General features: G+C 57.3%; 23 protein-coding genes and 1 tRNA gene. 14 read left to right on the top strand and 10 right to left on the bottom strand.

What is annotated here, in order from left to right:
• Positions 1–73 precede the first annotated feature (73 nt).
• Positions 74–556 (top strand): Lrp/AsnC family transcriptional regulator, encoded by a 483-nt coding sequence (locus tag AADH44_RS10280; RefSeq protein WP_341952711.1) that lies wholly within the window; start codon positions 74–76, stop codon positions 554–556.
• Here AADH44_RS10280 and AADH44_RS10275 read toward each other — a convergent pair.
• The gene (locus tag AADH44_RS10275; protein WP_341952710.1) at positions 553–1,869 is read right to left on the bottom strand and encodes a DUF4032 domain-containing protein; all 1,317 of its coding nucleotides are present in this window, start codon (positions 1,867–1,869) and stop codon (positions 553–555) included. The two genes, AADH44_RS10280 and AADH44_RS10275, sit on opposite strands and share 4 nt — an antisense overlap.
• A gap of 82 nt (positions 1,870–1,951) precedes the next feature.
• Positions 1,952–3,052 (bottom strand): sn-glycerol-3-phosphate ABC transporter ATP-binding protein UgpC, encoded by a 1,101-nt coding sequence (gene ugpC / locus AADH44_RS10270; RefSeq protein ID WP_341952709.1) that lies wholly within the window; start codon positions 3,050–3,052, stop codon positions 1,952–1,954.
• Positions 3,053–3,297: 245 nt separating this feature from the next.
• Here ugpC and AADH44_RS10265 point away from each other — a divergent pair, with 245 nt between their 5' ends.
• Both AADH44_RS10265 and AADH44_RS10260 read left to right on the top strand, forming a co-directional pair.
• Positions 3,298–4,218 carry a thioredoxin domain-containing protein gene (locus AADH44_RS10265; protein WP_341952708.1) on the top strand — a complete coding sequence of 307 codons (921 nt, stop codon included), beginning with the start codon at positions 3,298–3,300 and terminating at the stop codon, positions 4,216–4,218.
• A 175-nt stretch (positions 4,219–4,393) separates the two neighbouring features.
• On the top strand, positions 4,394–5,419 hold the full coding sequence (locus AADH44_RS10260; protein WP_341954987.1) for an alcohol dehydrogenase catalytic domain-containing protein: 1,026 nt from the start codon (positions 4,394–4,396) through the stop codon (positions 5,417–5,419).
• A gap of 72 nt (positions 5,420–5,491) precedes the next feature.
• On the opposite strand, the gene AADH44_RS10255 is transcribed toward AADH44_RS10260, so the two are convergent.
• From AADH44_RS10255 to AADH44_RS10245, 3 genes are all read right to left on the bottom strand, one after another.
• Positions 5,492–5,565: transfer RNA gene (locus AADH44_RS10255), tRNA-Thr, on the bottom strand.
• A gap of 169 nt (positions 5,566–5,734) precedes the next feature.
• Positions 5,735–6,838 carry an MFS transporter gene (locus AADH44_RS10250; protein WP_341952707.1) on the bottom strand — a complete coding sequence of 368 codons (1,104 nt, stop codon included), beginning with the start codon at positions 6,836–6,838 and terminating at the stop codon, positions 5,735–5,737.
• A gap of 100 nt (positions 6,839–6,938) precedes the next feature.
• The gene (locus tag AADH44_RS10245; protein ID WP_341952706.1) at positions 6,939–7,985 is read right to left on the bottom strand and encodes a 2-dehydropantoate 2-reductase N-terminal domain-containing protein; all 1,047 of its coding nucleotides are present in this window, start codon (positions 7,983–7,985) and stop codon (positions 6,939–6,941) included.
• A gap of 166 nt (positions 7,986–8,151) precedes the next feature.
• Between AADH44_RS10245 and AADH44_RS10240 the strand changes: the two genes are divergently transcribed.
• Positions 8,152–9,366 (top strand): OsmC family protein, encoded by a 1,215-nt coding sequence (locus AADH44_RS10240; RefSeq protein WP_341952705.1) that lies wholly within the window; start codon positions 8,152–8,154, stop codon positions 9,364–9,366.
• A 65-nt stretch (positions 9,367–9,431) separates the two neighbouring features.
• Here AADH44_RS10240 and AADH44_RS10235 read toward each other — a convergent pair whose 3' ends face one another.
• The gene (locus AADH44_RS10235; protein ID WP_341952704.1) at positions 9,432–10,292 is read right to left on the bottom strand and encodes a cupin domain-containing protein; all 861 of its coding nucleotides are present in this window, start codon (positions 10,290–10,292) and stop codon (positions 9,432–9,434) included.
• A 68-nt stretch (positions 10,293–10,360) separates the two neighbouring features.
• Entirely contained in the window at positions 10,361–11,395 is a 1,035-nt protein-coding gene (locus AADH44_RS10230; protein ID WP_341952703.1) for a 2-dehydropantoate 2-reductase, read from the bottom strand.
• Positions 11,396–11,488: 93 nt separating this feature from the next.
• Between AADH44_RS10230 and AADH44_RS10225 the strand changes: the two genes are divergently transcribed.
• Positions 11,489–11,800 (top strand): Dabb family protein, encoded by a 312-nt coding sequence (locus tag AADH44_RS10225; RefSeq protein ID WP_341952702.1) that lies wholly within the window; start codon positions 11,489–11,491, stop codon positions 11,798–11,800.
• A 37-nt stretch (positions 11,801–11,837) separates the two neighbouring features.
• Here the strand turns inward: AADH44_RS10225 and AADH44_RS10220 are convergent, their stop codons facing one another.
• Entirely contained in the window at positions 11,838–12,770 is a 933-nt protein-coding gene (locus AADH44_RS10220; RefSeq protein ID WP_341952701.1) for an NAD(P)-dependent oxidoreductase, read from the bottom strand.
• Between the two features lie 405 nt (positions 12,771–13,175).
• Between AADH44_RS10220 and AADH44_RS10215 the strand changes: the two genes are divergently transcribed.
• From AADH44_RS10215 to AADH44_RS10180, 8 genes are all read left to right on the top strand, one after another.
• Entirely contained in the window at positions 13,176–14,417 is a 1,242-nt protein-coding gene (locus tag AADH44_RS10215) for an amino acid ABC transporter substrate-binding protein (protein WP_341952700.1), read from the top strand.
• Positions 14,418–14,451: 34 nt separating this feature from the next.
• Positions 14,452–15,192 (top strand): ABC transporter ATP-binding protein, encoded by a 741-nt coding sequence (locus AADH44_RS10210; protein WP_341952699.1) that lies wholly within the window; start codon positions 14,452–14,454, stop codon positions 15,190–15,192.
• On the top strand, positions 15,189–15,944 hold the full coding sequence (locus AADH44_RS10205; protein WP_341952698.1) for an ABC transporter ATP-binding protein: 756 nt from the start codon (positions 15,189–15,191) through the stop codon (positions 15,942–15,944). Before AADH44_RS10210 ends, AADH44_RS10205 begins: the two co-directional genes overlap by 4 nt.
• 13 nt (positions 15,945–15,957) lie before the next feature.
• The gene (locus AADH44_RS10200; RefSeq protein ID WP_341952697.1) at positions 15,958–16,836 is read left to right on the top strand and encodes a branched-chain amino acid ABC transporter permease; all 879 of its coding nucleotides are present in this window, start codon (positions 15,958–15,960) and stop codon (positions 16,834–16,836) included.
• Positions 16,836–17,888 (top strand): branched-chain amino acid ABC transporter permease, encoded by a 1,053-nt coding sequence (locus AADH44_RS10195; protein WP_341952696.1) that lies wholly within the window; start codon positions 16,836–16,838, stop codon positions 17,886–17,888. The genes AADH44_RS10200 and AADH44_RS10195 overlap by 1 nt, the downstream gene beginning before the upstream one ends.
• 31 nt (positions 17,889–17,919) lie before the next feature.
• A complete protein-coding gene (locus AADH44_RS10190) occupies positions 17,920–19,035 on the top strand; it encodes a LacI family DNA-binding transcriptional regulator (RefSeq protein ID WP_341952695.1) in 1,116 nt (371 codons plus the stop codon).
• An 84-nt stretch (positions 19,036–19,119) separates the two neighbouring features.
• A complete protein-coding gene (locus AADH44_RS10185; RefSeq protein ID WP_341952694.1) occupies positions 19,120–20,649 on the top strand; it encodes an aldehyde dehydrogenase family protein in 1,530 nt (509 codons plus the stop codon).
• On the top strand, positions 20,646–21,614 hold the full coding sequence (locus AADH44_RS10180) for an amidohydrolase family protein (protein ID WP_341952693.1): 969 nt from the start codon (positions 20,646–20,648) through the stop codon (positions 21,612–21,614). Before AADH44_RS10185 ends, AADH44_RS10180 begins: the two co-directional genes overlap by 4 nt.
• Before the next feature lie 29 nt (positions 21,615–21,643).
• Here the strand turns inward: AADH44_RS10180 and AADH44_RS10175 are convergent, their stop codons facing one another.
• Entirely contained in the window at positions 21,644–22,672 is a 1,029-nt protein-coding gene (locus AADH44_RS10175; RefSeq protein ID WP_341952692.1) for an alcohol dehydrogenase catalytic domain-containing protein, read from the bottom strand.
• A gap of 16 nt (positions 22,673–22,688) precedes the next feature.
• Positions 22,689–24,068, bottom strand: coding sequence for a Xaa-Pro peptidase family protein (locus AADH44_RS10170; protein WP_341952691.1), 1,380 nt, complete (start codon positions 24,066–24,068; stop codon positions 22,689–22,691).
• 176 nt (positions 24,069–24,244) lie between these two features.
• Here AADH44_RS10170 and AADH44_RS10165 point away from each other — a divergent pair, with 176 nt between their 5' ends.
• The gene (locus AADH44_RS10165) at positions 24,245–24,952 is read left to right on the top strand and encodes a cupin domain-containing protein (protein WP_341952690.1); all 708 of its coding nucleotides are present in this window, start codon (positions 24,245–24,247) and stop codon (positions 24,950–24,952) included.
• Positions 24,953–24,975 lie beyond the last annotated feature (23 nt).

Raw genomic sequence — 24,975 nt, 5'->3', positions numbered from 1 at the left:
CAAATCAACTCCTGATGCAGAATATTCACGAATTGTCATGGTTTCCGCATAAACTGCGGTCAAGGAGCACACCGTGACAGAGCAAAAAACCCCACCGATCGACTCAATTGATCGCGCAATCTTGGCGAGTTTAGCTACCAACGCCCGCATGTCGGGTTCAGCACTTGCTGCACGCGCCGGCGTCGCCGAATCCACCGTGTCGCAGCGACTCCGTCGATTGCACAATGAGGGCTACCTGCGCGGATTCCATGCCGATATCGACGTTGCCATGCTCGGAATGAGCGTGCAGGCGCTCATCTCCATCAAACTCGTGAAGCACGTGCGCGAAGATGTGGATGCCTTTCGCAGTGCTGCACCCAACTGGCCGGGGGTATTGGCCTTCTTCCACACCGGCGGCGGAGACGACTACCTACTCCACGTTGCGGCTCGCAGTGCAGCAGAGCTGCGCGACTTCATGCTCACCTACTTGGCGAGCCATCCGGCCGTTGCTCACACCGAAACGAATCTAGTGTTTGAGCACGTGACGGGCCAAGGTCTCGAGCAGTTGCTCTCCTAAACGGTCAGACGCCAGTCGTTGCTGTCATCTGGATCCTCATCGTCACCATCCGGCATATCGCTGCCGGGGATGCTGATGGGTGAGGTGAAGGCGCCCGTTGGCGGGTTGATCATGGTGGCTTCGTCTCGGCGGAACTGCAGCACGTTCTCGACATAACTGCCGACGGCTTCAGCGAGCGGGATGTCGTGGCCAGAGTCTTGAGCGAGCTGGCGCCGGTGGTCGAGCAACTGATGGAAAATCTCGGCGGGCTCTAGCTTTCCGCGCAGCGCCTTAGGAATCGCACGGATTACGGGTTCGAAGACGCGCGCGGCCCACTCGTGGGCAAGCATTTCCTCATCCATGTCCTGCTTGTCGAATGCGGCACGGTAGGAGTCCATGTCGTTGAGCAGGCGGCGTGCCTGGTTCTCCTGAGCGTCAAGTCCGGTGAGGCGCAGCAGACGACGTGAGTGGTGTCCGGCATCCACCACCTTGGGCTGAATGCGCACCCGCGTACCCGAATCTTCGGTCTTGATGGCCAGTTCTTCAATGTCGAAGCCGAGGGCGTTGAGCCGCTCAACCCGTTGGTTGATGCGCCAACGCTCTGAGTGGTCGAAACGTTCTGAGCCAGTGAGCTCTTTCCAGAGAGTGCGGTACTGCGCGACGATGCCATTGCTGATCTCGATCGGATCAATATCCTCTTCGAGTCGACCGCCAGCCTGCAGGTCGAATAGTTCGCCGGCGATGTTAACTCGACCGATCTCAAGGTCATTTTCGCGCTGACCATTCGAGAGGCGATCGTATAATTGGCCGGTTTCGGCATCCACAAGGTAGGCCGCAAAAGCGCCAGCGTCGCGCCGGAACAGGGTATTCGAGAGTGAGACGTCTCCCCAGAAGAAGCCGACAATATGGAGCCGCACGAGAAGGACCGCAAGGGCGTCGACCAAGCGGCGCGCGGTTTCGGGGCGCAAGCTCTGTGAATACACCGCGCGGTAGGGGAGAGAGAAGCGCAGGTGGCGGGTGACAAGGACTGACTTGAGCTCTTCGCCGTCTGCGTTGGTGCGGTTGGTAATAATGGCCAGCGGATCAACGCACGGCACATCAAGTTTCTGAAGCGTGCGCAGCATGTCGTACTCGCGCTTAGCTAGCTCGCTCGAGGTCTCCTTGATGGCAACGATGTACCCGCTGAGGTTGGCAAAACGCACTAGGTGGCGGGAGATGCCCTTCGGAAGGGTCGCAATAGCATCGTCGGGCCATAGCTCAAGCGGCAGTTCCCACGGAAGATCCAGCAGTGCCGGGTCAACAGTGGCTGCGGTGATGTTGACAGAACCAGACATTAACGTTTCCTTAAGCTGAAACGAGCCCGTCAACGCATTCGAACAGTGTTCGACGTTGACGGGCTCGATCGTCAAGCGGGAGTTAGATCGCTCCGACAGGCCGCTTGGTCAGGCGCAGGCCAGACTCAGTGTCGAAGACGTGAACGTGGTGAGGCTCAGGCGTAACGAATACCCGGTCGCCAGCGTTCGGGTGTGAACGGCCATCAACGCGAGCAACGATGTCAACGCGCTCACCCTTGATGTCGGCGTGACCGTAGAGGTACCCGTCGGCGCCGAGCTCTTCAACGAGATCAACGTCAACCGGAAGACCGCTGCCCGAAGTCGAAACGATAACGTCTTCTGGGCGAACACCGATGGTCACGGTCTTAGCATCGGTCTCGCCGAGCGTCTCGCGGTCAACTTTGACAACTGCATCACCGAGCTGCAATCCACCGTCGACAATGTCAACGCTGAACAGGTTCATCGCGGGGCTACCGATGAAGCCAGCAACGAAGATGTTCTGAGGTGCTTCGTACAGGTCGCGAGGGGTACCAACCTGCTGGAGGAGGCCATCCTTGAGAACGGCGATGCGGTCGCCCATGGTGAGGGCTTCGGTCTGATCGTGAGTCACGTAAACCGTGGTGACTCCGAGTCGACGCTGAAGGCTAGCAATCTGCGTACGCGTCTGAACACGAAGCTTGGCATCCAAGTTCGAGAGCGGCTCGTCCATGAGGAACACCTGAGGCTGGCGAACAATCGCGCGACCCATGGCAACGCGCTGACGCTGACCACCCGAGAGAGCTTTGGGTTTGCGGGCGAGGTAAGGCTCGAGGTCGAGCAACTTTGCTGCCTCAAGCACGCGAGCTGCACGCTCTTCCTTAGCGATACCAGCAATTTTGAGCGCGAAGCCCATGTTCTCGGCAACCGTCATGTGCGGGTAGAGAGCGTAGTTCTGGAAGACCATGGCAATGTCACGGTCTTTCGGAGGAACATCAGTGACGTCACGGTCACCGATGAGGATGCTGCCATCGTTGACCTCTTCGAGGCCGGCGAGCATTCGAAGGCTGGTGGACTTACCGCAACCCGACGGGCCGACAAGTACGAGGAATTCGCCGTCTTCTACGTGAAGATTCAGCTTGTCTACGGCGGGGATTGTTGACCCAGGGTAGAGGCGGGTTGCATTGTCAAAAGTTACAGACGCCATTGTTGTACTGTTCTCCTTCACCGGCAGGTACGTGCCGGACGATCCGTTGTGATGGACAGCGATCGAAACCGCGTTGGGTCATTATTGCACTCTTTTAGGGGCCACGTGACCGAGTGGTGCAGCCCTCAAACATCCGTTTCTCGGGATCCAGTTGGGCAATTCCCAGAGATTACTCTTAGAATTCGACGGGTGCGCCGTCATTTCTGGTGCCCGACACAGCGATATCCACGGCAAATGAGGTTCGATTGAGCAACGGCAATTCCGGCGACAGCCGACTCAGCAAGAATGAGCGACGCGAAGCGGCACGTGAAAAGGCTCGTGTGCTGCGCGACGAGCAAAAGAAGAAGGATCGCCGAACGAAGCTGTTCCTTCAGGGCGGTGTAGGCCTTGCTCTCGTTGCGATCGTCGCTGTCATTGCGCTCGTGCTCGTTAACTCGAACCAGCCAGCGGGCCCCGGTCCGAAGAATTTCGCCAGTGATGGAGTGCAACTGAGCCAAGGGTTCATCGCCACCCCGACCGATGCGATTGAAGCGGATGCGGACCCTATCCCGAGCGTTCCTGATGAAGAATCAGGCGTGCTCGATATCCAGCTATACGTCGACTACCTGTGCCCCATCTGTGGCGCATTCGAGCAGACCAACGCTGAATATATCGAGAGCCTGGTGGACAACGGTGCGGCAACCCTCGAAGTGCACCCCATCACGATCCTCGACCGTTTGTCGCAGGGCCAGCGTTACTCATCGCGTGCAGTGAATGCTGTCGCGTGTGTTGCTGACTCCTCGCCCAATGATTTCTACGCCTACCACTCGCTGCTGCTCACCGCAGAGGTGCAGCCCGCCGAGAACACGAACGGATTGAGCAACGATGACCTCATTTCCCTGCTCGACACCGCGGGTGTAGAGAACGTTCCCGCCATCAGTGAGTGCATACAAGAGGAAACATTCAAGTCGTGGGTCAAGAATTCCACGGCGCGTGCACTTTCGGGGCCAATCCCCAACTCTGAAATTGCGCGGGTTACCGGAACCCCCACGGTTCTGGTAAACGGAATCAAGTATGAAGGTGCCGTAAACGACCTCGCTGCTTTCCAAGCGTTCGTAATTCAGGCCGCTGGAGATAACTTCAACGAGAACTCGACCCCGACGCCGACGCCAACTCCTACCCCGTAGGTAGCGTCCGCGAGCAACGCGTTCACGCGCAACACGATCATGGGGACCCGCGCTTAGTGCGGGTCCCCGTTTTTGCGTGCACCGTCGAGCCCTCCGATACTCGTGTTGCCTGAACGACAACTGATTCGCCGCTGAACGGTTTCAGGCGTTAAATAGACCCATGCGAGCTGCCTAAATTTACGGCGCCGGTGATGTCCGCGTCATTACTGCACCTGACCCCACGCTGGTGGAAAGCACTGACGCGATTGTGCGCATTACGCGTGCCTGCGTGTGTGGCAGCGATCTGCACTCGTTCCATTCAATGCCAGTGGATGCGGATGCGCGCCCGATTGGGCATGCGTTCATCGGAACCGTTGAAGAAGTCGGCAATGACGTCACCACCCTCACAGTGGGCGACTTCGTGATCGCGCCGTTCGCTTTCTCGGATGGCACCTGCGAGTTCTGTCTCGAAGGGCTGCAGACGTCGTGCATCCACGGGGGATATTGGGGCAACGGTGGCATCACAGGCGGTCAGGCGGAAGCGGTGCGCGTGCCTTACGCCGACGGCACCCTTGTGAAAGTTCCCGGCACGATCGACGAGTCGCAGTATGCCGGGCTGCTGTCACTTTCTGACGTGTATGGAACCGGATGGCACGCAGCCCACACAGCGCGCATCACTGCTGGCCAAACCGTCACCGTGATCGGCGATGGCGCCGTCGGACTGCTCGCCGTGCTGTCGGCCAAGCAGATGGGTGCCGAACGCATCATCCTCATGGGTCGCCACAAGGCTCGCACCGATCTCGGTCTCACGTTCGGTGCGACGGATGTCGTAGCTGAGCGTGGCGAAGAAGGCATCGCGAAGGTGCGTGAACTCACCGGTGGCACTGGAAGCCACGCGGTTCTCGAAGCTGTTGGATTCATGCCCGCCTACGAACAAGCACTCGGAGTTGTGCGTGCGGGCGGTGTAATCAGCCGCGTCGGCGTTCCGCAGTACGAAGAGGCCCCCGTTGGACGCCGCAGCCTGTTTGGCAAGAACGTGACCCTCACCGGTGGTGTGGCTCCCGTGCGCGCCTACATCGAACAGCTGCTACCCGCTGTGCTCGACGGAACCGTGAACCCCGGCCTCGTCTTCGATCAGACCGTGAAGCTCGAACAAACCCCAGACGGTTACACCGCAATGGATGAGCGTACCGCCCTCAAGGTGATGATCGACCCGACGTAGCCGCCCGTCAAACAGCAATGTCGAGGGCAGCTAGGGTTTAAACAACCCCGACTGCCCTCGACATTTTTGCTGGGCCTCCTGTCGGATTCGAACCGACGACCCCCGCTTTACAAGAGCGGTGCTCTAGCCAGCTGAGCTAAGGAGGCGTGGGCCAACGTCCTATTTTAGACATGACTAGCCTTGGCTTCCAACTAACCTCAGTAGCGGCCGTTGCACACCAGCTGGAATCTTTGCCGCCGTGGTCGCTGGTGCCCCTGTTGCTACCCAAAGTCGGATCAATTATGAGCTTGCGGTGGAAATGCTTTCAATGACCACTCAGATGAGCCCACGCCGACAAGCATTCGCCCAGAGCAGTATTGCGAGCAAAGCGAGCAGAGACGATAACGCTCCAATCGAGCTATATCCGAATACTCGCGCGAGCAAGTCGCTAGTTGCGGTTGCCACCGCGCCTACCAAGAAGGTGGTGGTCATGAAAACGGTGTTCGCTCGTGCGGACGCTTCGGGGTCAACAGTGCCAAGTGCGCGTGCCTGCGTCGAGACCTGTACGCTGCTGAGGCCAAACGAGATGAGGTACAGCCCGACGGCAAGTAATGGGATGAATTGCCAAGCGCCCATCACGATTAAGGCTCCCGCCAATAGGGGGAGCAGAGACCACCCCAACGCCCGGCGCACTCCGAGACGAGGATGGAGGCGCGCCAGAAGAATTGTTGTGATGCCACCAGCGAGTCCGGGCAGGGCGAGCAGTGCGGCCTCACTCACAGGCAGTTTGAGCCCATCAACAGCGAGCACAGTGACGGACGACCATACCCCGATGAATGCTGCGAACGCGGTGTTTTGGGTGAGGGTCATCGATCGCAGTGTTTCAGAGCTCCGAAAAATCGTTGGCATTGAACGAAGCAGCACAAGATAGCGCGTTTCGGGCGACGCAGCTGCCCGCGGCGCAGCCCACAGCACAATCGGAAGTCCGCTGATTACGACTATGGCAAAGCCGAAAAACACAACTCTCCAGCCGAACACATCGGCCAGTGCTCCGACTGCCGCCCGCGTCGTGAACAATCCGACGATGAAGGAACCGGACAGCACCGCTGCAGTGCTTGCGCGACGAGATGGCGGAGCGTCACGAAGTGCTGCAGAGATGAGTATCTGCCCGACGGTTGTAGCCCCGCCAATAAGGAAGCTAATGATCACAAAGGAGGTGAAATTGGGCGCTGCTGCCGCCGCAGCTATGGCAATCGCGGTCATGAGAACGTGGAGCGGAGCTTGGCGACGCGCAGGCACGCGGTCTCCCAGCGGTGCGAGGAAGAACAGCCCTAGAGCGTACCCCGCGAGTATGGCCACGTTGGGTGCCGCCGACTCAGAAAGAGGCACACCGAAACCTCGGGCGACCAGCGTCTGGACGGGTTGTGGGAGATACACCACTGCAACTCCTACCCCGGAGACAGTGGCCATGGCTGCGACGCGCAATTTCCAGCCGCGCTGCGCCTCCTCCGCGGTCACGAGTAGCGGTGAGAGCGTCTAGTCATGGGCCGCGCTCGAGACCTGGCACGTCTAAAAGCAAGTCGAGGTTGACCAACCCTCGCTCAAGGGTGCCAGCTTCAATGCGCCGTGCCAGCTCAACTGTGTGTCGGTTGTAGGGTGCGGGCAGCCCGGCGCGGATCATCACATCAACCACGTGCCCGTTTATTTCTGCCACCTCTGCGCGCCGACCTTTCATCCAATCCTGGAGAACCGTTGTCAGGGTGTCAGGTCGCGAATATTTGTCGAGAACTTCGCGGAGCAAATCCTCAGCGTATTGATCAGGGTCAACGATTCGATCGGCAGCAAGACCGAAAATCGGCACGAGCGAGCAACCGTCAGCGACAGCAGCTCGTGCGGCTTCTTTACCGCACTCAACCATGAACTGGTGGACGCCAGTAAGTACGGCGGCATCGGCGAGAGCTTCGCCGAGGATGGCCGACGGCACCAATTCGCCCGCATTCGCCACGAGCTTCATCCACTTTGAGGATCGAATGTCAGACGAGATCTCGACCGTGCCAGCATTGCTGAGGATGGACTGCACGCGCTGTTCGTGTTGACGAGCACCCGCATCCACCGCTCCGATAGCGAACCATGCGGAGTCTTTTCCGTTTTGGCGTGTGACGATGCCAGGCTCAAACATGTTTGATGCCATCTCAATCACGGCGCCGATTGTTCGTTCAGCCCCAACAATCGACGCGATGTCGTTTATCGACATTCCGTTCTGCAATCCAACGACGACGCCCCCCGGTGCGAGCAACGGTTTTATTAGCTCGACCGCCCACCTCGTGTCGTAGGCCTTGACAAGAATGAGCACCACATCGAACCGTGTTCTCAGCGACGCCACTTCGCACAGCTGGAAAACACGTTCAACGGTTGTCACCTGAGTCTCGCCGAGCAGCCGTACCTCAATGCCACGCATTCGCATCGCATCGACATGCTCGGGCCATTGCTCGATGAACGTGACGTCAAGTCCGGCACGGATGAGATCAGCGCCGATCCCTGCTCCCTGCGCTCCCGTTCCGACAATCGCAATTCGCGTGTTCTGCATGCCGAATTCACCTCTCTGAGCAGTGTGCGTTGTGACTATACATCTGGGTGGTTTGTGTCGACAATACCGGAAAAACAGGGCAAACTATCGTTTTTGGCCTACATGCTGTTCAATGAGAGCGTACGTTTGATACACTCAACCGAACAATGAGGAGAGGGCTCAATCAATGTCAACGTCGATTTCAGGGTCACCGGAAGCTTTTGTGCCAACAACGGACTCAAGTGAATCACGCGGATACCCGACACGGAAAGCTGCGGCGCCGTCGGCTGTTCCGTATGGGGCCTCTGGTACGGAGACGTACCTCACGGAGGTGTTTGGCCTAGGCAAGTTCCACAAGATTGGGCTTGTTGAGGAAGTATCCAGCGGCCGCACCTGGTGCCTACAGTCAGACGAAGGGGCCAGCCTCGGTGGAACCAACCTCGCGCCGGCGCCGCTTTTCCACTGGTTGGCGGGCCTACAGGCCGACGTCGCGTACCGCATACTCGCGGTTGCCCAGAGTCGTTCCGTGACGCTTGAGAGCATTCATGTAGGCGTAAGCCAGGGGCTAGCGTCAAAGGGGTCGTTCGCACGGGGCCAGGCGGTTGCACTGATTTTTGGTCTTGATTGGGACTTCGATGTACGCAGTTCCGCGAGTGAAGCTGAAGTTGAATCCATGATCGATGTGGCGATGAGGAGCTCTCCCGCGGTTTCGGCAATGCGCGAGGCCAAGGAGGGGTCGTTTGCCCTTCGTACCAACGGCCAAGCGACTTCGGTCGAGGGTCTAACGCAGTGGGACGAGCCGAACGGTGTTGACCCGCGCACACGGTACACGGAAATTCCCGGTCCCACGCATGAGGCGTCAGAGCAAGTATTCACCTTCGTAGATGGTGGAGGGCAGCCGGCAGACGCAAGCGCGAAAATTGCCACACACTCGAGCCTCAACGCGAGCAACGTTCCCGTCGGATTTTACGTGGATGCGCGGGGCAACCTTGACCTTGATACAGGGCTAATGAGAACGAGCACCGGACTCCCCGACATGACATCTGATCGGTGGGAGATTCTCATGGACCCGACGGGAAAGCTTGCCCCAACGCCGTTGGCCATGTTCGCGGTAGGAACCGCCTTCTGCTACCACACCCAACTCAGCCGCTACGTCAACGTGCGTCGTCTCGACCTTGCCGAGTCGAGCTTGGCGCAGAGAACCAACTACACGGCCCCAGAGTTCGAGAACGAGACGATGGCTCCCGCCGGCGAAATCCAGACTGAGATGTTTCTCAACGGTGGAGCAACCCACGATGAGACTAGATCGCTTTTAAAGGTAGCCGCTAACACGTGTTATGTGCATCGAGCGATGTCAGTCGAGGTCGCAATCACGACGGATATATCCGCTCTCGCATCGTGACGGGATAACAGCGGAGCGATCCGCTAATTCTTGTCAGCTCATGAAATTCTACGGTTCCCTTCCCGTCACCTTTCGGATAGCTGCTTCCATTCGTACGGAAAGTAGAATGCGTTCTGACTGGGGGGAGCGGGGGTTTGAACTTCCAGCCACCGAAGCGGTTCCTCGCTGGTCGTATAGAAGCCGTGCGTTGCGCCCACGCCTGTCCACACCGTATCTCCAGCGCTGATTTCGACGTCCTCACCGTCGAGAACCCCGTGGGCCGACCCGTTGAGAAGAAAGTACGCTTCTTCGAACGGATGGTAGTGCTCGCTCGCGTATTGGGCGTTGGGGTCCTTCGGTCCAAACTCGACCATGAAATGTGTGTGCTGATGGGCGCCGAGAAGTTGATCGACGAGCATCCGAATAAAAATGCTCTTGATGTTCGGTCCGTGATAGCCGGGCATGGAGAGGGGCCCGCGAGGACCCATGTCGCCCTCGTTCCATTGTCCCGCCCACTGCGAACGCGGGTCTGTCTCATCTGGAGTGAGCACGATATCTGAGGCAATCCAGTCATCGGCAGGAGCGTGTCCGTGGTTGGGGTCCGCCGCTTGGGCCTGGGGTGCGCGCATACGCAGCCAAGTCATTCCCTCAGCGCCAGCAGTCTTTCGTTCCGGTGCCGCGACTGGCGTAATACCAAACGAACCATACTGTGAGGCAAAGGTGAGATGGGAAACTGATGAGGTGCCCGCGCCGTCGAGGACGAACCATGATTCCTCGAATGCGTGACGCTGAGCGGGGGTAGAGGCGCCAGCGGCCAACGTGCAGATAGCCAGATCCATGTGTACAGATCCATCGTCTGCGCCAATCAGCGGAGCAACCGAGAAGCCGGTAGTGCCCTCTACAGCTACGAATCTTTGGTCCGACTTTCTCACTACCTGAAATGACACGATATCTCCTCGATTGTGGTTGGTTTTCATGGGCGTGCCGGACTGGGTGGAGAGCTGTCTGGCGTACGCTAGCGCGACTCTGTGAAGCTCGCCTCGAGAAGTAACGCCAGATTCTGGATCCCCGGTTCGAGTTCGCGATTCTCAATTCGTCGCGCAATGTCGGCGACGGCACCATTCACGGGAGCGACCTGACCGTGCTGCTGAAGTACTCGCGCCACGCGTCCGTTTATGTCCCCCACTTCGCTTCTGCGGCCTTTCATCCAGTCCTGCAGGATTGTGGTTTTCGTTGTAGGCATAACAAAATTCTCGAGGAGCGTGTCGAGGAGTTTCTCGACCAAGCCGTCCGTGCCGTCCACATCTGCCTGGCTGAGTCCGAAGATTGGACGTACAGACATACCCTGCAGTCGACCGGCTTCAAGGGCTTCCCGCCCCGAACGAATCATTAGGTCACGCATCGCAGGAATCTCGGCAGCATCAAGCATCGGGACGCCCAAGATCGCCGTGGTGACCAAAGTAGTTGCGTTGCTGACAAGCTTCATCCATTTGGTTGCACGAATGTCATCGACTACCTCGACGGTGCCCGCGTGGCGCAATAAGGAAGCGACCTCCTCTTCGCGGTGGGCTGTACGTGGTGAGAGCGACCCGACCGCGAACCACGAGCGGTCTTTACCAGAGTGTCGCTCGACGATGCCGGGCTCAAACATCATGGACGAGATCTCAATTACGCAGCCGAGCGTTCGCTCCTCGCCGACGACATCGGCGATGTCATCGATGGTCATGCCATTTTGCACACCGATCAGCAATCCCTCGGGGCTGAGCAGAGGCTTGATTAGCTCGGCAGCCCAGCGCGAATCGTATGCTTTGACCAGCATGAGAACTATGTCGAAGCGTGCACGCAGTGTCGCTATCTCGCAAAGATGATATGCACGCACGGGGACGCGGTACGACTCCGAGGGAGTCCTGATCAGGACCCCATTGGCGCGCATCGCTTTCACGTGGGCCGGCCATTGCTCTATTAGAGTCACGTCTAGTCCCGCGACTGTTAGGTCGGCACCGATTGAGGCGCCATTCGCTCCCGCACCAAGAACCGCGATTCGAGTCATGAAACCTTCTCCATTCAAACGCTCGTGTAAGGAGATTAGCAGAGTTAGAGTGAACAGTGTGTAGTTAGAATGAACACTTTTTGGAGATGGATCATGATCGTGCATATTGTTGTATTTCGGCTGTCCGCTGAAGACCCTGCAACGAAGTTTCGAGATGCATCGGAGTTCGGAGCTCGGTTAGGTGCGCTTGAGGGTAAGGTCACGGGGCTGTTGAGCGTGGAGGTCGGAATCGACGTTGGACTGCTCCGCGACCACGCTGACATGGTTTTGACGAGCAAACACCTCAGCTACGCCGATCTTGAGGCGTACCAAGCCCACCCCTTGCATGTACAGGCGGCGGCCTTCGGCCGCACTGTGGTTGCCGAGAGGACGACCGTCGACTACGAGATCGTTGCGGCAGGCTAGCTAGCGCGCTGTCAGGAATCCCGCGATCCTGCGAACTCTAGTGCTCTAAGGGAGTCTTCGGTAATTTTGCATGGCGCCTCACGCTGCCGCGGGTGATCTCTGCTACCGCAGACCAGTCAAGCGAGGCGAGTTCCGGCCTAGCCAAGGCTTGTTCGAAAACTTCTCGAAGCACTTCAGCAACGGGGAGCGAGATCTCGAAGGATTCTGCAGCCTGTTCAGCGAGGCTGAGATCTTTGAGACCCAGCGATACGGGAAAGGACGCCGGCGAATACCGCTTCTCGGCGATCATGGCGCCGTACCCGGTGTAGGCAGAACCAGTGAAAGCAACATCGGTAAGAATGTCAACGAACTGGTTACCGTCAACTCCGCCTTGCTCGACGAGAGAAATGGACTCCGCGAGAGCTTGAATCGCGTGAATGATGTTGTAGTTCACCGCGATCTTTACGAGATTCGCGTCACGGGGTCGTTCCCCAACGATCCACGTGCGCTTTCCGAGAATTTTGAGAATTGGCTCAAGGGTGGCTATCAGCTCCCGTGCACCACCAGCGACTATGTTCAGCTGCCCGGACGCGGCTACGTGTGGTCGTCCCAAGACAGGCGCTGCGATGTAAGAGACTCCGGCTCTCTTATGCGCATCTTCCATTACATCCGCAAGGGCAATGCTCACAGTCGACATATTGACGTGGATCGTCGACGGGCTTGCTTGGGAAATAATGTCGGCGGTAAATTGCTCCGCGACAGCGGCATCATTGGAGAGCATCGAAAAGACAACGTCTGCGTGCATTGCGTCACCAATGTCCGTGACTCGTGTCGCTCCACTACGCAGTAACTCATCGATGGCCGCGCTGTCGGAGCGGTTCCAGACGGTGACTGGGTGTCCTGCAGCGATCAGTCGCCGAACCATTTCGATGCCCATGGTTCCGAGGCCAACGTAGGCGATTGAGGTCAAGATTTCTCCAAAAGGGCTCATGGGCACACAATATTTGTTCAACTAGACTACACATCAATCTTTTGGGTTGCGCTGTCTCGCGAAACTCAAGGCTCCTGGTCTAATCCCGCTCATTCGAGGACTACTCAAGCAGTACACTCGTTCACTGGTGGCTTCTCCTGAGGCTTGGGGCACTGGCGTTTCGGTGGATGGGCGGTTCCTGACTGCCCGGACTGTACGATTTGGCTGCAATTGTTCAGTGTGACTTGACACGCGATTGTGGCCTGTGCGAACATCACTGCAATCGAATGCAAAGAAGCACTTGCTGAGAGAGAACCCGAGTTATGGCTTTGTACCTTGAATTTCTACAGGAAATCACATGGCTAACCGTTAAGACAGAGGCACAACTCACACATCCAAGTAGTGTTGAAAACAAGGAGTTCAATGATGAATATCTCCAAGAAGTGGCGGTCCCGTTTCTTTGCGCCAGTTGCCGTTGCGTCGGCAATGGCCCTCGCGCTAGTCGGCTGTAGCCCAGACGCCGGCACCCCAAGTGATTCCAGCGAAGACCCCATCGTGATCGGAGGGACTCTGGGTCTCACGGGTGTGTTCTCCGGACCATCCGCAGGTTATGTGCTCGCATATGAGTTCTGGTTAGACGAAGTGAACGCTTCAGGTGGAATCGACGGCCGGCAGGTCGAACTCATCATCTATGACGATGAGAGTACGCCGACTGTGGCGCAACAGCTTTATCAGAGACTAATCAATGAGGATGACGTTGATTTGCTTCTCGCTCCGTACACGACAGCTGTTGGCGGTGCGGTAGTCCCAATCGCCGAACGAGCCGGAGTTCTCATGATTAACGCCGGTTTTGTGGGGAAGGAGATCCATCAAACCGCCGATCTGCTCGTGAGCACGTGGCCGTATCAAGATATTGAGTATTCACTAGGCATGTTCGAGTACTTGGACACGCTTCCTGAATCAGAGATGCCTAAGACCCTGGCGGTCGTCACAGCTCAGAATCCATTCACGCTGGCTGCACTCGAAGGCTTCGATGGCGAAGGCGGGGTTCTGAACTATGCAGAAGAGCGCGGTATCGAGGTGGTCGTCAACGAACAGTATGACCAGACAGCGACCGACGTATCCAGCCTCATCGAGACTGTCAAGGCCTCTGGTGCGGACATGTTCGTGGCTCTCAGCCTCCCGAATGACGCAGCGCTCATCGCGAACACTGTGAATGAGGCAGGTTACAACCCTGACGTCTACTGCTCGTGCGGCTCACAGGTGACGTCGCTTCCTAACTGGCCTGACCTTGGTGTTGCGGGAATCAACGTTTTCGCAAGCTCAACGGCCTTCCCAACACAGGGCTACCCCGGTCTGCAGGAAGTGTCTGACTACGTTGCTGAGCAACAGGGCGTACCTGGTGCTCCGGCATACTCAGCAGTCGCGTACGCGGCTGGTCAGGTGATCCAGCAGGCGATCGAGGGAGCGGGAACGCTCGATTCGAACGAGTTGCGAGACTACATAGCGAACAACACCTTCAGCACTGCAGTTGGTGACATCACGTACAACGAAGACGGCACGATCGACTTCAGCCAGATCCTGTTGCAGTACCAGGAAGATGGTGGCAATCAGCTCATCTGGCCGATAGATGCGGCCACGGCCACGGCAATCATGCCGCTTCGATAATCGCGCAGTAGCTAGAACATAGGAGGTTGAGCGTATGTCGTCGATCATTGAAGTAGGGTCCCTCGCCAAGAGTTTTGGTGGTGTGACTGCAGTGAACGGAGCGTCTTTTGAAATTCCCGAAGGTTCCATCGTTGGACTTATCGGGCCAAATGGTTCCGGCAAAACGACTACGCTCAACCTTCTTAATGGTGTGATTGCGCCCGATTCTGGATCGATCAAGGTCGACGGAACTGAACAGGCGGGTAAGTCCAGTACTGCGCTGGTCAAGGCGGGCGTAACTCGCACTTTTCAAAACACCAGGGTGTTCTCTACGATCACCGCGATTGAGAATATGCTCATTCCCGTTCTCCACAGCAAGGGTGCAAAAGGTCGTTGGGTCGAAAAGGCGGCTGCACTTCTTGGTTTCGTTGGGCTATCTAGCCACCGCGACACGCCAGCAAGTGAACTCTCCGGTGGGCAACAGAAACTTCTCGAATTCGTGCGAGCACTAATGACGGATCCCAAGATTGTTCTCATGGATGAACCTTTCGCCGGCGTTCATCCCAGCGTCAAAGAGGTCATGCGCGATCGAATCCTGGAGCGCAACCGCAATGGCACTGCATTTCTCATCGTGAGTCATGAGATACCTGACTTGACCAGGCTGTGCTCGACCATCATCTGCATGGCTGATGGAGCGGTGATCGCGGCAGGCACTCCTGCTGAAGTTATCTCGCACCCCAAAGTGATCGAAGCATATCTCGGTCACGGACCCGCTGGACGAGGAGAGCGCGGATGAACCCCAAGAAAAGTCCCGTCAATGTCGACACGAAAGTCGCGCTGTCGGTATCCAGCGTCACTGCTGGATACTTCACAAATGACGTGGTCCTTGAAGACGTCTCCATCACTGTTGAACCAGGCAAGGTGACGGTGTTGCTCGGGCCAAACGGTAGTGGAAAATCGACTCTGCTGCGCATCATGGGGGGATTCCTCAAGCCCCGCGTAGGTCAGGTGCTGTTGGGCGGAGAAGACATTTCGGACAAGGGGCCAGCGGATCGCCTTGCCTTAGGTATTTCCGTTCTTCCACAAGGCCGTTCAATTTTCCCTGAACTCACTGTGGAAGAGAACCTCAGGCTGGGAGCATGGCAGATCCGACGTGATCGAGATCGGTTTGTGGGTGCATTAGAGGCGATGTTCGAGCGCTATCCGACGATCAAGCCCATGCGCCACAAACTCGCGGGCAGCCTGAGCGGAGGCCAGGCGCGAATCGTCGAATTCGCGCGCACGCTGATCCTCGAGCCCCGTGTGCTGCTCATCGACGAGCCGTCAGTCGGCCTAGCGCCAGTGCTTGTCGACGGGGTATACGACGAATTGGAGCGGCTGAAGGAAGAAGGTCGCACAATTCTTCTAGTCGATCAGAACGTTAAGGCTGCGGTCGACATGGCCGACTACGTCTACACCCTTGCGTATGGAAAGAATCACCTCGACGGTGCTCGAGACGAATTCGAGGGTCAGTTGGACGAGCTGATTAAACAATGGTTGAACTTGTGAAAGGCAGAGACTCGTGAGCTTTGATTTAATCGCACAGTCATTCGTCAACGGGATACTTCTCGGCGGCGTGTACGGTGGTCTCGCTATTGGGCTTAGCCTGATTTTGGGAGTGCTCAGGGTTTTGAACCTTGCGCACAGCGCCATCATCATTTTTGCCGGCCTCCTTTACTGGGAGTTCGTGAATGGCCTGGGGCTCGACCCTTTGCTCATGATCGCGCCGGTCGTCGTCATCGGCTACCTGTTCGGTCTTGTCATACACCGCGGCATTGCGCAGCACCTTGTGAAAGACAGTGGCCCTACCGTGATGCTCGCGTTCTTCGGCCTCCTCGTCATCCTTGAGAGCGTGGCCGTCATGATCTGGACAACCGACACTAGGACCGTCTCTCTCGGTTATTTGTCGGAGGTCGTGAACTTCGGTTCGATCTCGGTTCCCATTGCGCGTCTCGTCGGAGCAGGCATCACCGTCGTGGTGCTCGTAGCTCTCCACTTTTTCCTGACCAGAACACTGACAGGATCGGCGATTCGGGGACTGGCTCAAAACCGTGACGTGGCCGCGATGGTGGGAATCGATGTAACGACCCTCTCTCGACGAGTGTTCGCGGTAGGAATTGCGTTCGCTGCATTCGGCGGGATCGTCCTCGCGATGGTGCAGTCCTTCAACCCTCAGGAGCACTACAGATGGTTGGCGTGGGCCTTCCTTGTTGTGATTTTGGGTGGGCTGGGGTCTGCGTTACGCACACTCGTGGCAGGGTTCATCGTCGGCATTGTGGAGACCATGGTCGGAATCTTTATTCCGTTCCAATACACCTATCTCGTCCTATACGGAATCCTGGCTGTGGCTCTGCTCGTCCGCAGCGAAGGTATCGGCGGAGCAAAGCAGAGGACAATCTGATGAACGAAAGACACGAAGTATCTCCGACGGAGAATATCGCTCTCGCTCAGGCTAAATCGTCCGCCGTGGCGACTCGTTCGCTCCCGAGGTGGGTGCTTCCGGCCATCGGAGGCGCGATCTTCCTAGTGCTCGCCCCACTCGGGTACGTTAGCGCGCTTGGTCTTCTAACCACCCTGACATCCATTCTGTTCTACGTGGTTGTTGCTCAGGGATGGAACCTTTTGGGCGGCTATGGTGGCTACCTGAACTTCGGTGCTGCAATCTTCGTTGGTTCGGGCGCCTACATGGCGGCATGGCTGAACAACGCTTGGGACTGGCCGGTGTGGTTTACTCTGATCCCTGGAGCGCTGGCCGCCATCGTTGTGTCGATCGTGATTGGCTACGCGACTCTGAGATTGCGGAGCCACTACTTCGCAGTATTCACGCTGATATTGACGTTCTTGGCGCTGACCATCGTGAAGAATACCCCTGAGCTGGGTGGTGCAACTGGGCTGTTCGTGTCGGTCGACAACGATATTAGTTCCCGGAATCTCGCCGCGATGTTCTTCTACCTCATGCTTGGTCTCGCCTTCATCGCGACTCTGGTCACGTATTCCGTGGAGCACTCGAACTTCGGCTATGCCCTCAGGGCGATCAGTGAAGATGAGCCTGCCGCGCAGGTACTTGGTGTTAAGACCGTTCAGGTTAAGCTCCGGGCACTCGTTATTGGCGCAGCCCTCGGTGGTCTTGCTGGGGCAGCTTGGGCATTCCTGACTGGATATATCGAACCGACCGGTGCGTTCAGCGTCAAGGTTGCGCTCGATATCGTCCTAGTCTGCGTGATTGGTGGTCTAGGAAGTTGGCTCGGTCCGCTCATCGGATCGTTCTTCGTTGTTGGGCTCGAGCAGTTCCTGCGAGTAACCCTTCCTGGAGTCGACTTGTTTGGAATGGGACTCCCCAATGAAACCAATCGCCTGGTGCTAGGAATCATCCTGATTGTCTTTGCGCTCTTTATCAGACGCGGGGTCGTCGGCCTCTTGACAAAGCGGCGCGGAAAGCAGATCAGTGTCTGATCGTGGATCCGACCGAGAACGGGGTCAGCCGATGATGATGCGACTCCCTGTGGCGACTGCTGCCGATGTCGCGAGGGCCGCCGGTGTTCACGCATCGACTGTTAGCCGTAGTCTCGACCCGCTCAAGCGGAATCAAGTTAAAGCGGCAACGCGCGAACGTGTTCTACAGGTCGCAGCCGAGCTCGGTTACCGGCCCAATATGACGGCGAGCAGCCTACGTCGACGGCGCAGCAATACAATCGGCGTGCTAATTTCCAGCTTCAGCAACCCCATTTATGGTGAGATGCTCCACGGGATCAGTGGCGAACTTGAGCCCCTCGGATATCACTTGTTGATCGCTGAACTGCCAGACGATGCAGACGAACACAGGTTCTCCAATGTGATTGAGATGATGAGCTCTAGGCGAATAGACGGCCTGATCTGTGCCGCTGCCCGAGGTCGTGACACCGAGATCTTGCGCTCGGTGTCAGAAAGTGGCTTGCCCGTTGTGCTCTGCCTGCGGTGGATTGAGGCAACCGGAATCGCACGGATTGTGAACGATGACGCCCTCGGCGGTGCACTAGCAGCACGCCACCTTCTGAGCCTTGGGCATACCTCAATCTTAGAAATTACCGGCCCGACGGACATCAGTACGTTTGCGGAGCGCGCCCGGGGGTTTCACGGGGTGCTCGCAGAGTCGTCGGCGACGCTCGTACATCAAATTGCATCGTCATCGAGTCCGTCTGTGGAGGAGGGGAACCGCGCAATGGCCGAGGTGCTCAACTCAGGCACGCCGCTTAGCGCGACGGCGGTCTTTGCGCACAACGATTTGCTCGCTGTTGGAGCGCTTGATGCGCTCACTCGGGCGGGATTCGATTGCCCTGACCAGATATCTGTGGTCGGCTACAACGACAATCCGCTCACCGGGCATCTCAATCCCGGGTTGACGACGATTCGGCTCCAAATTGACCGCATGGGGCGCGAAGCGGCGCGAACCGTACTCGCGGTCATGTCTGACAGCGCCCGTGTAGAGCCTGTGCTTTCGCTGGTACCTGAGCTGATCATCCGTGCGTCGACTGGGCCGCCGAGGTCTCCCACGGTCGCCGAGGTGGAAACAGATCATTCATCGGCTTGGGTCGAGGAGAACCTTCCCTCGTACCGCGCCTGATGCGATGGAATGACGACAAGTATGTGCAGTGTGAACAAGCAGGTTACGGGATTTGATGACTGCTTTTGTTGAGCAAACCAGAGGGTGAAGATTGGAGTTGTTGTGAAGAGTGTGAAATTAGCGGCTAGCGACCCAACGAACCTATATAAGTCTCTGGCTGCGAAATACGCTCCAGTTGAGGGGCAGGATTCGTTCGAGGTCAACGATCCGTCGACCGGTGCCTTCTTAGGGTCATTTCCAACGTGCGACACAAACGACATCGATCGCGTGATTTTGTTCGCGAAGGAGGCCGCACAAGAGTGGCGGTCGACGCCAAATCGAGAACGCGGTCGACTGTTGAAGGCGGCCGCGGAGGTTCTGCGGGATAAGGCCGATGAGATTGCGACGATCGAGTCTCTGGAGGTAGGCAAGACGTATTTGACGTCACGGTCATACGACATGGAGGTCTGTGCACAATCGTTCGAGTTTTTCGGCTCACTCATCGAGAGCGAACGTGGCACCTATTTTCCAGGAGTGGCGGTCGATAGTTACTCGGTCCGAGAGCCGTACGGGCTGGTTGCCGGGGTAATCCCCTTCAACTGGCCACCTATCCACACTGGCGCTAAGCTCGCGCCCGCGTTAGCAGCGGGGAATGTTGTCGTGCTCAAACCTCCGGAGCAGTGTCCGCTAGCTGTGCTTCTGATAATCGACGCAATCGCGCACCTCTTTCCGCCTGGCGTTGTGCAGGCGGTGACGGGAGTCGGCGCTGTTACGGGTAACGCGCTCATCAGTCATCCCGGCGTAGACCGTATCTCTTTCACGGGATCGCCCGCGACAGCGAAAAATGTATTGCACGCCGCTGCCGAGAACTTCACAGGAGCGCTGCTTGAGCTGGGCGGGAAAAACCCGCTACTCATCTTTCCCGATGTCGACCTCGATCTGGCGGTGCTTACTGCTGTGGAGGGTGCGTTCATGAATCAGGGGCAGGCGTGTACGGCTGCATCACGACTATTGGTCCACGAAAGCGTAGTAGATGAATTCACCACGCGATTCGTTGCAGCGACCGCCAGGCTGAAGCTGGGTCACGCTCTTGACCCTGAGAGCGACCTCGGCCCCGTCGTGACCGCGGAGCACAGGTCTCGTATCGAGTCGTACACACAAATCGGTCTCTCTGAGGGTGCGACGATCGCATATCAGGGCACTGTTCCCGTTGATAAAGAACTTGCGGCTGGTTTTTTCGTCGCCCCGCTGGTATTCGCTGGTGTGACGAAGAAGATGAGAGTAGCGCAGGAGGAAATCTTCGGTCCAGTGGTCGTGATCATGCCGTTTTCCCACTTTGATGAGGCTATTGAGATCGCGAATAGCACGAGTTTCGCGCTGGTCGCTGGAGTATTCTCAGGGGACCCGATCACAGCACGCAAGGCATCGGATGCCATCGATGCTGGCGTAGTTTTCGTCAACAATTACAATCGATCTTTTCTGCCCACAACCCCGTTCGGGGGCAACCGCGCGAGCGGGTACGGGCGCGAGCACACTGCTGAGACTCTCAATGAATTCAGCCGCGTCAAGTCTGTCCGTAGCTCGAACGGTCTATCGCCGGTGCCGCTACTGGGATTTAGGGCGGCCACAGATTGACGCTTGAGAATCTCGGTGGTGCTCCCAAAATCGATATCCACGCGCACTATTTCGGTGAGCGCTATCTTCGATTTCTCGAGGATCAGGATGTAGATACACGGCTTGGCCGCAATTCACTCGCGAGTGCTGGCGGAATGGTTGAGAGGCTTCGCTTGCTGGACGAAGCTGAAATCGAGTTCCAAATTGTGTCTGGTGCGCCTTTATTCCCGACGTTTGACAACGCGGAAGTTGCCGCAGAAGCGGCGACCCTGCACAATGACGAACTGATCGAATTCGTGGCTTCGTCTCAGGGGCGATTCGGCGGGTTTATTGTGCTTCCATTCCCGCACATAGACGAGTCCCTCGCCGAGCTCACACGTGTCGGTAATCTGCCAGGCGTGTATGGCTGTGCGTTTGGGGTCACTGGCCTCGGCAGGTCGCTTGTGGATCCAGAATACGACTGTGTTCTCGAACGAATCCGCGACCTCGGAATCATTGTGTTTGTGCACCCCGTCGGTAATGCATGTGGTTTTTATCCAGCGCAGTTCGACCAAACCTGGCTGGTAGGCGCAGTATTTGAGGACGCCGCCTTCGTGACCGACTTACTGACATCTTCCTGGCTCGATGACCATGCGGGGATAGAGATTGTCGTGCCTCATCTGGGTGGTGTCGTGCCCTTCATCTTGCAGCGAATCGACGATCAGTTTCGAGTCCGCACGCTGGGGAAGAATGTAAAAGTTCCCAGCAGCAGGGTGTCGGCGCTTCGGTACGACACGGTCAACTCCGATCCACGCTCTTTGAAGTACGCGGTTGACGTCTATGGTGCCGACCGCGTGATGTTCGGAACAGATTTTCCGTACCTTCCCGAACCCATGTGGGATGACGCGGTCCATTACATTCGCGCTGCTGGACTAAGCGACCGCGAGGTTCAATCAATCGAATACAAAAACGCGTCTCAGCTCTTAAAGCGAAATGTGGCTCTCTGAACGTGGTGTTGGAGGCAGACTCAGCTCATTCATCGGCTCGGGTCGAGAAGGACTTTTCCCCCTACCGCGCCTGATGCCATGGCATCAAGAATCTTGCTGATCTGGTCCAGAGGCTGAACTGAGTCTAGGAGTTCCGCCCCAAGACTGGTCGTGGAAAGGATATCGAGAGCCGGCTTCATGTCCTCATCGGTGATCAGCGCAACCGTAGTTTCCAGTGTAATTTCGCGGAGGACTAGGTCGTAGATATTGAGCTCGACTTTACGCGAAGGCATGCCCACCGCGAGGACCCGTCCGCCAACGCGCGTGCTGCCGATGCACAAAGTAAGAGTTCCTGGGGCACCGCTTGCCTCGATGGTTACATCAAAATCGTTGATGGCTAGCTGACCTGCAAGGCTCACCCTCGTAGCGCCGAGACGTGTCGCCCGTTCCAACTTGACAGGATCGACATCAGTGACGGTTACGGTGATCTCCGGAATCAGATGACGCAGACCAGCTAACACGAAGCTTCCAATCGCGCCGGCCCCTGAGATGAGTACAGAATCTCCAGAGACTGCTCCTGAACGTCGCGCGGCATGGATTCCTACTGCCAGTGGCTGGGCAAGACCAGCGTGCTCAAGGCTTAGCGATGCTGGAACGGGGACCCAGGATCTGCGCGGGGCGGATACATACTCAGCGTGGCCGCCATTGGCGTTGAGACCGAGGGTGTAAAGGCGCTGGCAGACATTCACTCTGCCCTCCAAGCAGCGTTGGCACTTTCCACAGAAGACTTGTGCCCCTGACGTGACGATCTGGCCGGGCACCAACGAAGAGCCGACTGGTGCTGCCACAACTTCTCCGACGATTTCATGACCCTGAATCATGGGACCAACGTGACCGGAGTGAGGGTGAGGCTTGTGCAGAGGAATCATGAGCGGTCCGCTGACCCACTCTGTGACGTCAGTGCCACACAGGCCAGATCGCAGCACGCGAACCAGCACATCATCGGGGCCCGCAATAGGGATCGGGACCTCGTGAATGCGAATATCACGGGATCCGTGAAAAACTGCGGCGCGCATCATCGTCGGCTCCTTATGTCTAGGCGGGAGATTCTGCGGCGACGTGGGTGAATGGCTCGGTTGTGAGGTTCATCGGACCGTCAATGGTGAAGTAGCGGTGACCACCAGCGACCATGAGCTCCTGCGCGGGGAATTTAGTAATCACTTCGCACCCGGTGTTTGTGACCACAACTTCCTCTTCGATCCGAGCTGCTCCGATGCCATCCGCCGATGGCCAGTAGGTTTCGAGCGCGAACACCATACCCACCTCAAGTACCTCAGGATGATCGAACGAAACTAGTCGAGAGAAAATAGGTTTCTCCCAGATCGATAACCCGACGCCGTGCCCATACTGCAAGGCGAAGGCCGCTTCCTCGTCAGGAAATCCGAATTCCTGCGCGGTCGGCCAAACGGAAACTATGTCAGCAGTTGTAGCGCCTGGCCTTACCAGTGCGATCGAATTATCCATGTACTCCCGCGCTCTGGTGTACGCGTCTTTTTGTGCACGGGTGGCTGAACCAACCGCAAACGTGCGGTAGTAGCAGGTCCGGTACCCATTGAAACTATGGAGGACGTCGAAGAATGCGGGATCTCCGGGACGTATGAGGCGATCAGAGAACACGTGAGGGTGTGGTGAACAACGCTCGCCGGAGATTGCATTGACACCCTCAACGTACTCTGAGCCGAGGTCATACAGAGTTTTAGCTACCAGGCCCACAGTTTCGTTCTCGCGCACGCCGGGACGCAGGAACTCATAGAGCTTTTCGTACGCCGCATCAACCATCGACGCTGCAGTAGTCAGGAGCGAGATCTCGTCACCAGTCTTGATGCGACGAGCTTCCATGAAGACTTGCTGGCCGTCGACCACGGTAATCCCTGCCGCTTGAAGCGCAGAAAGAACTGGCATCTCGACAATGTCAACGCCGAGAGGCTCGTTGAGAACACCGAATTTGTCGAGTTCACGACGGATTTTTGCGGCGAGCGATTCTGCTATACCAGCATCGGGGTGCAATGCGCCGCGGAGCACAGAGAGTCCGGGCCGGGCACCAGATTCCGCGCGTGGACGTGTTGCACCGTGGTGAGGCGAGTGCGGGTCAGCATCCAGTTCCATGGTTGTCTGTCCGAGCCAAGGATTGTGAAGTTCGTGGTGGCGTGCGGCCGATCCAAAATCCCACGAAATCGGGTCTGAGTGTCTTGTGATTAGGGCGAACCGAATTGACTTGTCCATGGCCCAAGTGCCGATGTGGGTCGAAGTCATGTAGCGAATATTTCCGAAGTCGAATGCAAGTAGCGCGCCAAGATCGGAGGCTTCCAGCTGGGCACGCAACCGCGCCAGCCGCTGAGTGCGGAGGCGGTCGTAGTCGATGCGGTTCTCCCAATCAACGCCCATCATCCCTACAGTCGCGGTGTCGATGTTCATGATTACTTGACTCTCTTATTAGACGGTGCCTGCACTCGCGGTGCCTCAACGGCATCATATGTTCACTCTTACTGTACACTTTCACTGTACACTGAATGTCGATCGATGACACCCGTGGAAATCGTCGAAATCCTTGAAATATTTGAGGCGTTGAGAACTGCAGAGATGGGGACATCATGGAAGACCTTGGTGCGGCAATTCGTGCCGCTCGACTACGTACTGGCAAGAGCTTGAGATCAGTTGCGACCGCTGCCGATATTTCGCCAAGCCTGCTTTCCCAGGTTGAGACGGGAAAGACCCAACCCTCTGTGGGAACTCTCTATGCGTTGGTCAACATCCTTGAAGTCTCACTTGACGAGCTGCTGGGGAGGGCACAGTGGGAGAATCGCTCAGCAGATGCGGAAGATGCTCGCCACGATCCGATCTCCGCCAACCCGATTCAACGCGCCGAGGATAACCCGACCATCGTGATGGAGAACGGTGTGACGTGGGAGCGGCTTGCCGTGGAGGGCGCTGGATTCGTGGACGCCCTCTTGACTAGCTACGACCCGGGGAGTTCAAGTTCCGTTGAGGGAAAACAGATGAGACACTCCGGCATTGAATATGGCTACGTGATTGAGGGCGAGGTCACCCTCAAGCTTGGATTCGACACCTTTGTCTTGCGCCCGGGCGACTCGATGTGTTTCGACTCCAACAGACCTCATCTCTACGAGAATCGAACGGAATCAATGGCGAAGGGGGTCTGGTTCGTCCTCGGCAGGTCTCGTGAAACTCGCCCGATGGCGCCCGGGTTGCAACCTATGAACTCGGCCGTGGACATCTTGGGAGCTTTAGGCCGGATACCCGTGCTGACTGAAATGAACAACAAACTCAGTCTCCCATGAGTGATTCGCAATTCCTTGACCTC

This window comes from Salinibacterium sp. TMP30 (genome assembly GCF_038397785.1).
Taxonomy (GTDB): Bacteria; Actinomycetota; Actinomycetes; order Actinomycetales; family Microbacteriaceae; genus Rhodoglobus.
Note: the sequence above shows the minus strand (reverse complement) of the source record. Positions and strands in the feature narration are given on the sequence as shown.

Bases quoted from the DNA above. Each gene is read 5' to 3' on its own strand.
- AADH44_RS10275 (WP_341952710.1), bottom strand. From the start codon at position 1,869: ATGTCTGGTTCTGTCAACATCACCGCAGCCACTGTTGACCCGGCACTG.
- ugpC (WP_341952709.1), bottom strand. From the start codon at position 3,052: ATGGCGTCTGTAACTTTTGACAATGCAACCCGCCTCTACCCTGGGTCA.
- AADH44_RS10245 (WP_341952706.1), bottom strand. From the start codon at position 7,985: ATGCAGAACACGCGAATTGCGATTGTCGGAACGGGAGCGCAGGGAGCA.
- AADH44_RS10240 (WP_341952705.1), top strand. From the start codon at position 8,152: ATGTCAACGTCGATTTCAGGGTCACCGGAAGCTTTTGTGCCAACAACG.
- AADH44_RS10230 (WP_341952703.1), bottom strand. From the start codon at position 11,395: ATGACTCGAATCGCGGTTCTTGGTGCGGGAGCGAATGGCGCCTCAATC.
- AADH44_RS10225 (WP_341952702.1), top strand. From the start codon at position 11,489: ATGATCGTGCATATTGTTGTATTTCGGCTGTCCGCTGAAGACCCTGCA.
- AADH44_RS10220 (WP_341952701.1), bottom strand. From the start codon at position 12,770: ATGAGCCCTTTTGGAGAAATCTTGACCTCAATCGCCTACGTTGGCCTC.
- AADH44_RS10215 (WP_341952700.1), top strand. From the start codon at position 13,176: ATGAATATCTCCAAGAAGTGGCGGTCCCGTTTCTTTGCGCCAGTTGCC.
- AADH44_RS10210 (WP_341952699.1), top strand. From the start codon at position 14,452: ATGTCGTCGATCATTGAAGTAGGGTCCCTCGCCAAGAGTTTTGGTGGT.
- AADH44_RS10205 (WP_341952698.1), top strand. From the start codon at position 15,189: ATGAACCCCAAGAAAAGTCCCGTCAATGTCGACACGAAAGTCGCGCTG.
- AADH44_RS10195 (WP_341952696.1), top strand. From the start codon at position 16,836: ATGAACGAAAGACACGAAGTATCTCCGACGGAGAATATCGCTCTCGCT.
- AADH44_RS10190 (WP_341952695.1), top strand. From the start codon at position 17,920: ATGATGATGCGACTCCCTGTGGCGACTGCTGCCGATGTCGCGAGGGCC.
- AADH44_RS10175 (WP_341952692.1), bottom strand. From the start codon at position 22,672: ATGATGCGCGCCGCAGTTTTTCACGGATCCCGTGATATTCGCATTCAC.
- AADH44_RS10170 (WP_341952691.1), bottom strand. From the start codon at position 24,068: ATGAACATCGACACCGCGACTGTAGGGATGATGGGCGTTGATTGGGAG.
- AADH44_RS10165 (WP_341952690.1), top strand. From the start codon at position 24,245: ATGGAAGACCTTGGTGCGGCAATTCGTGCCGCTCGACTACGTACTGGC.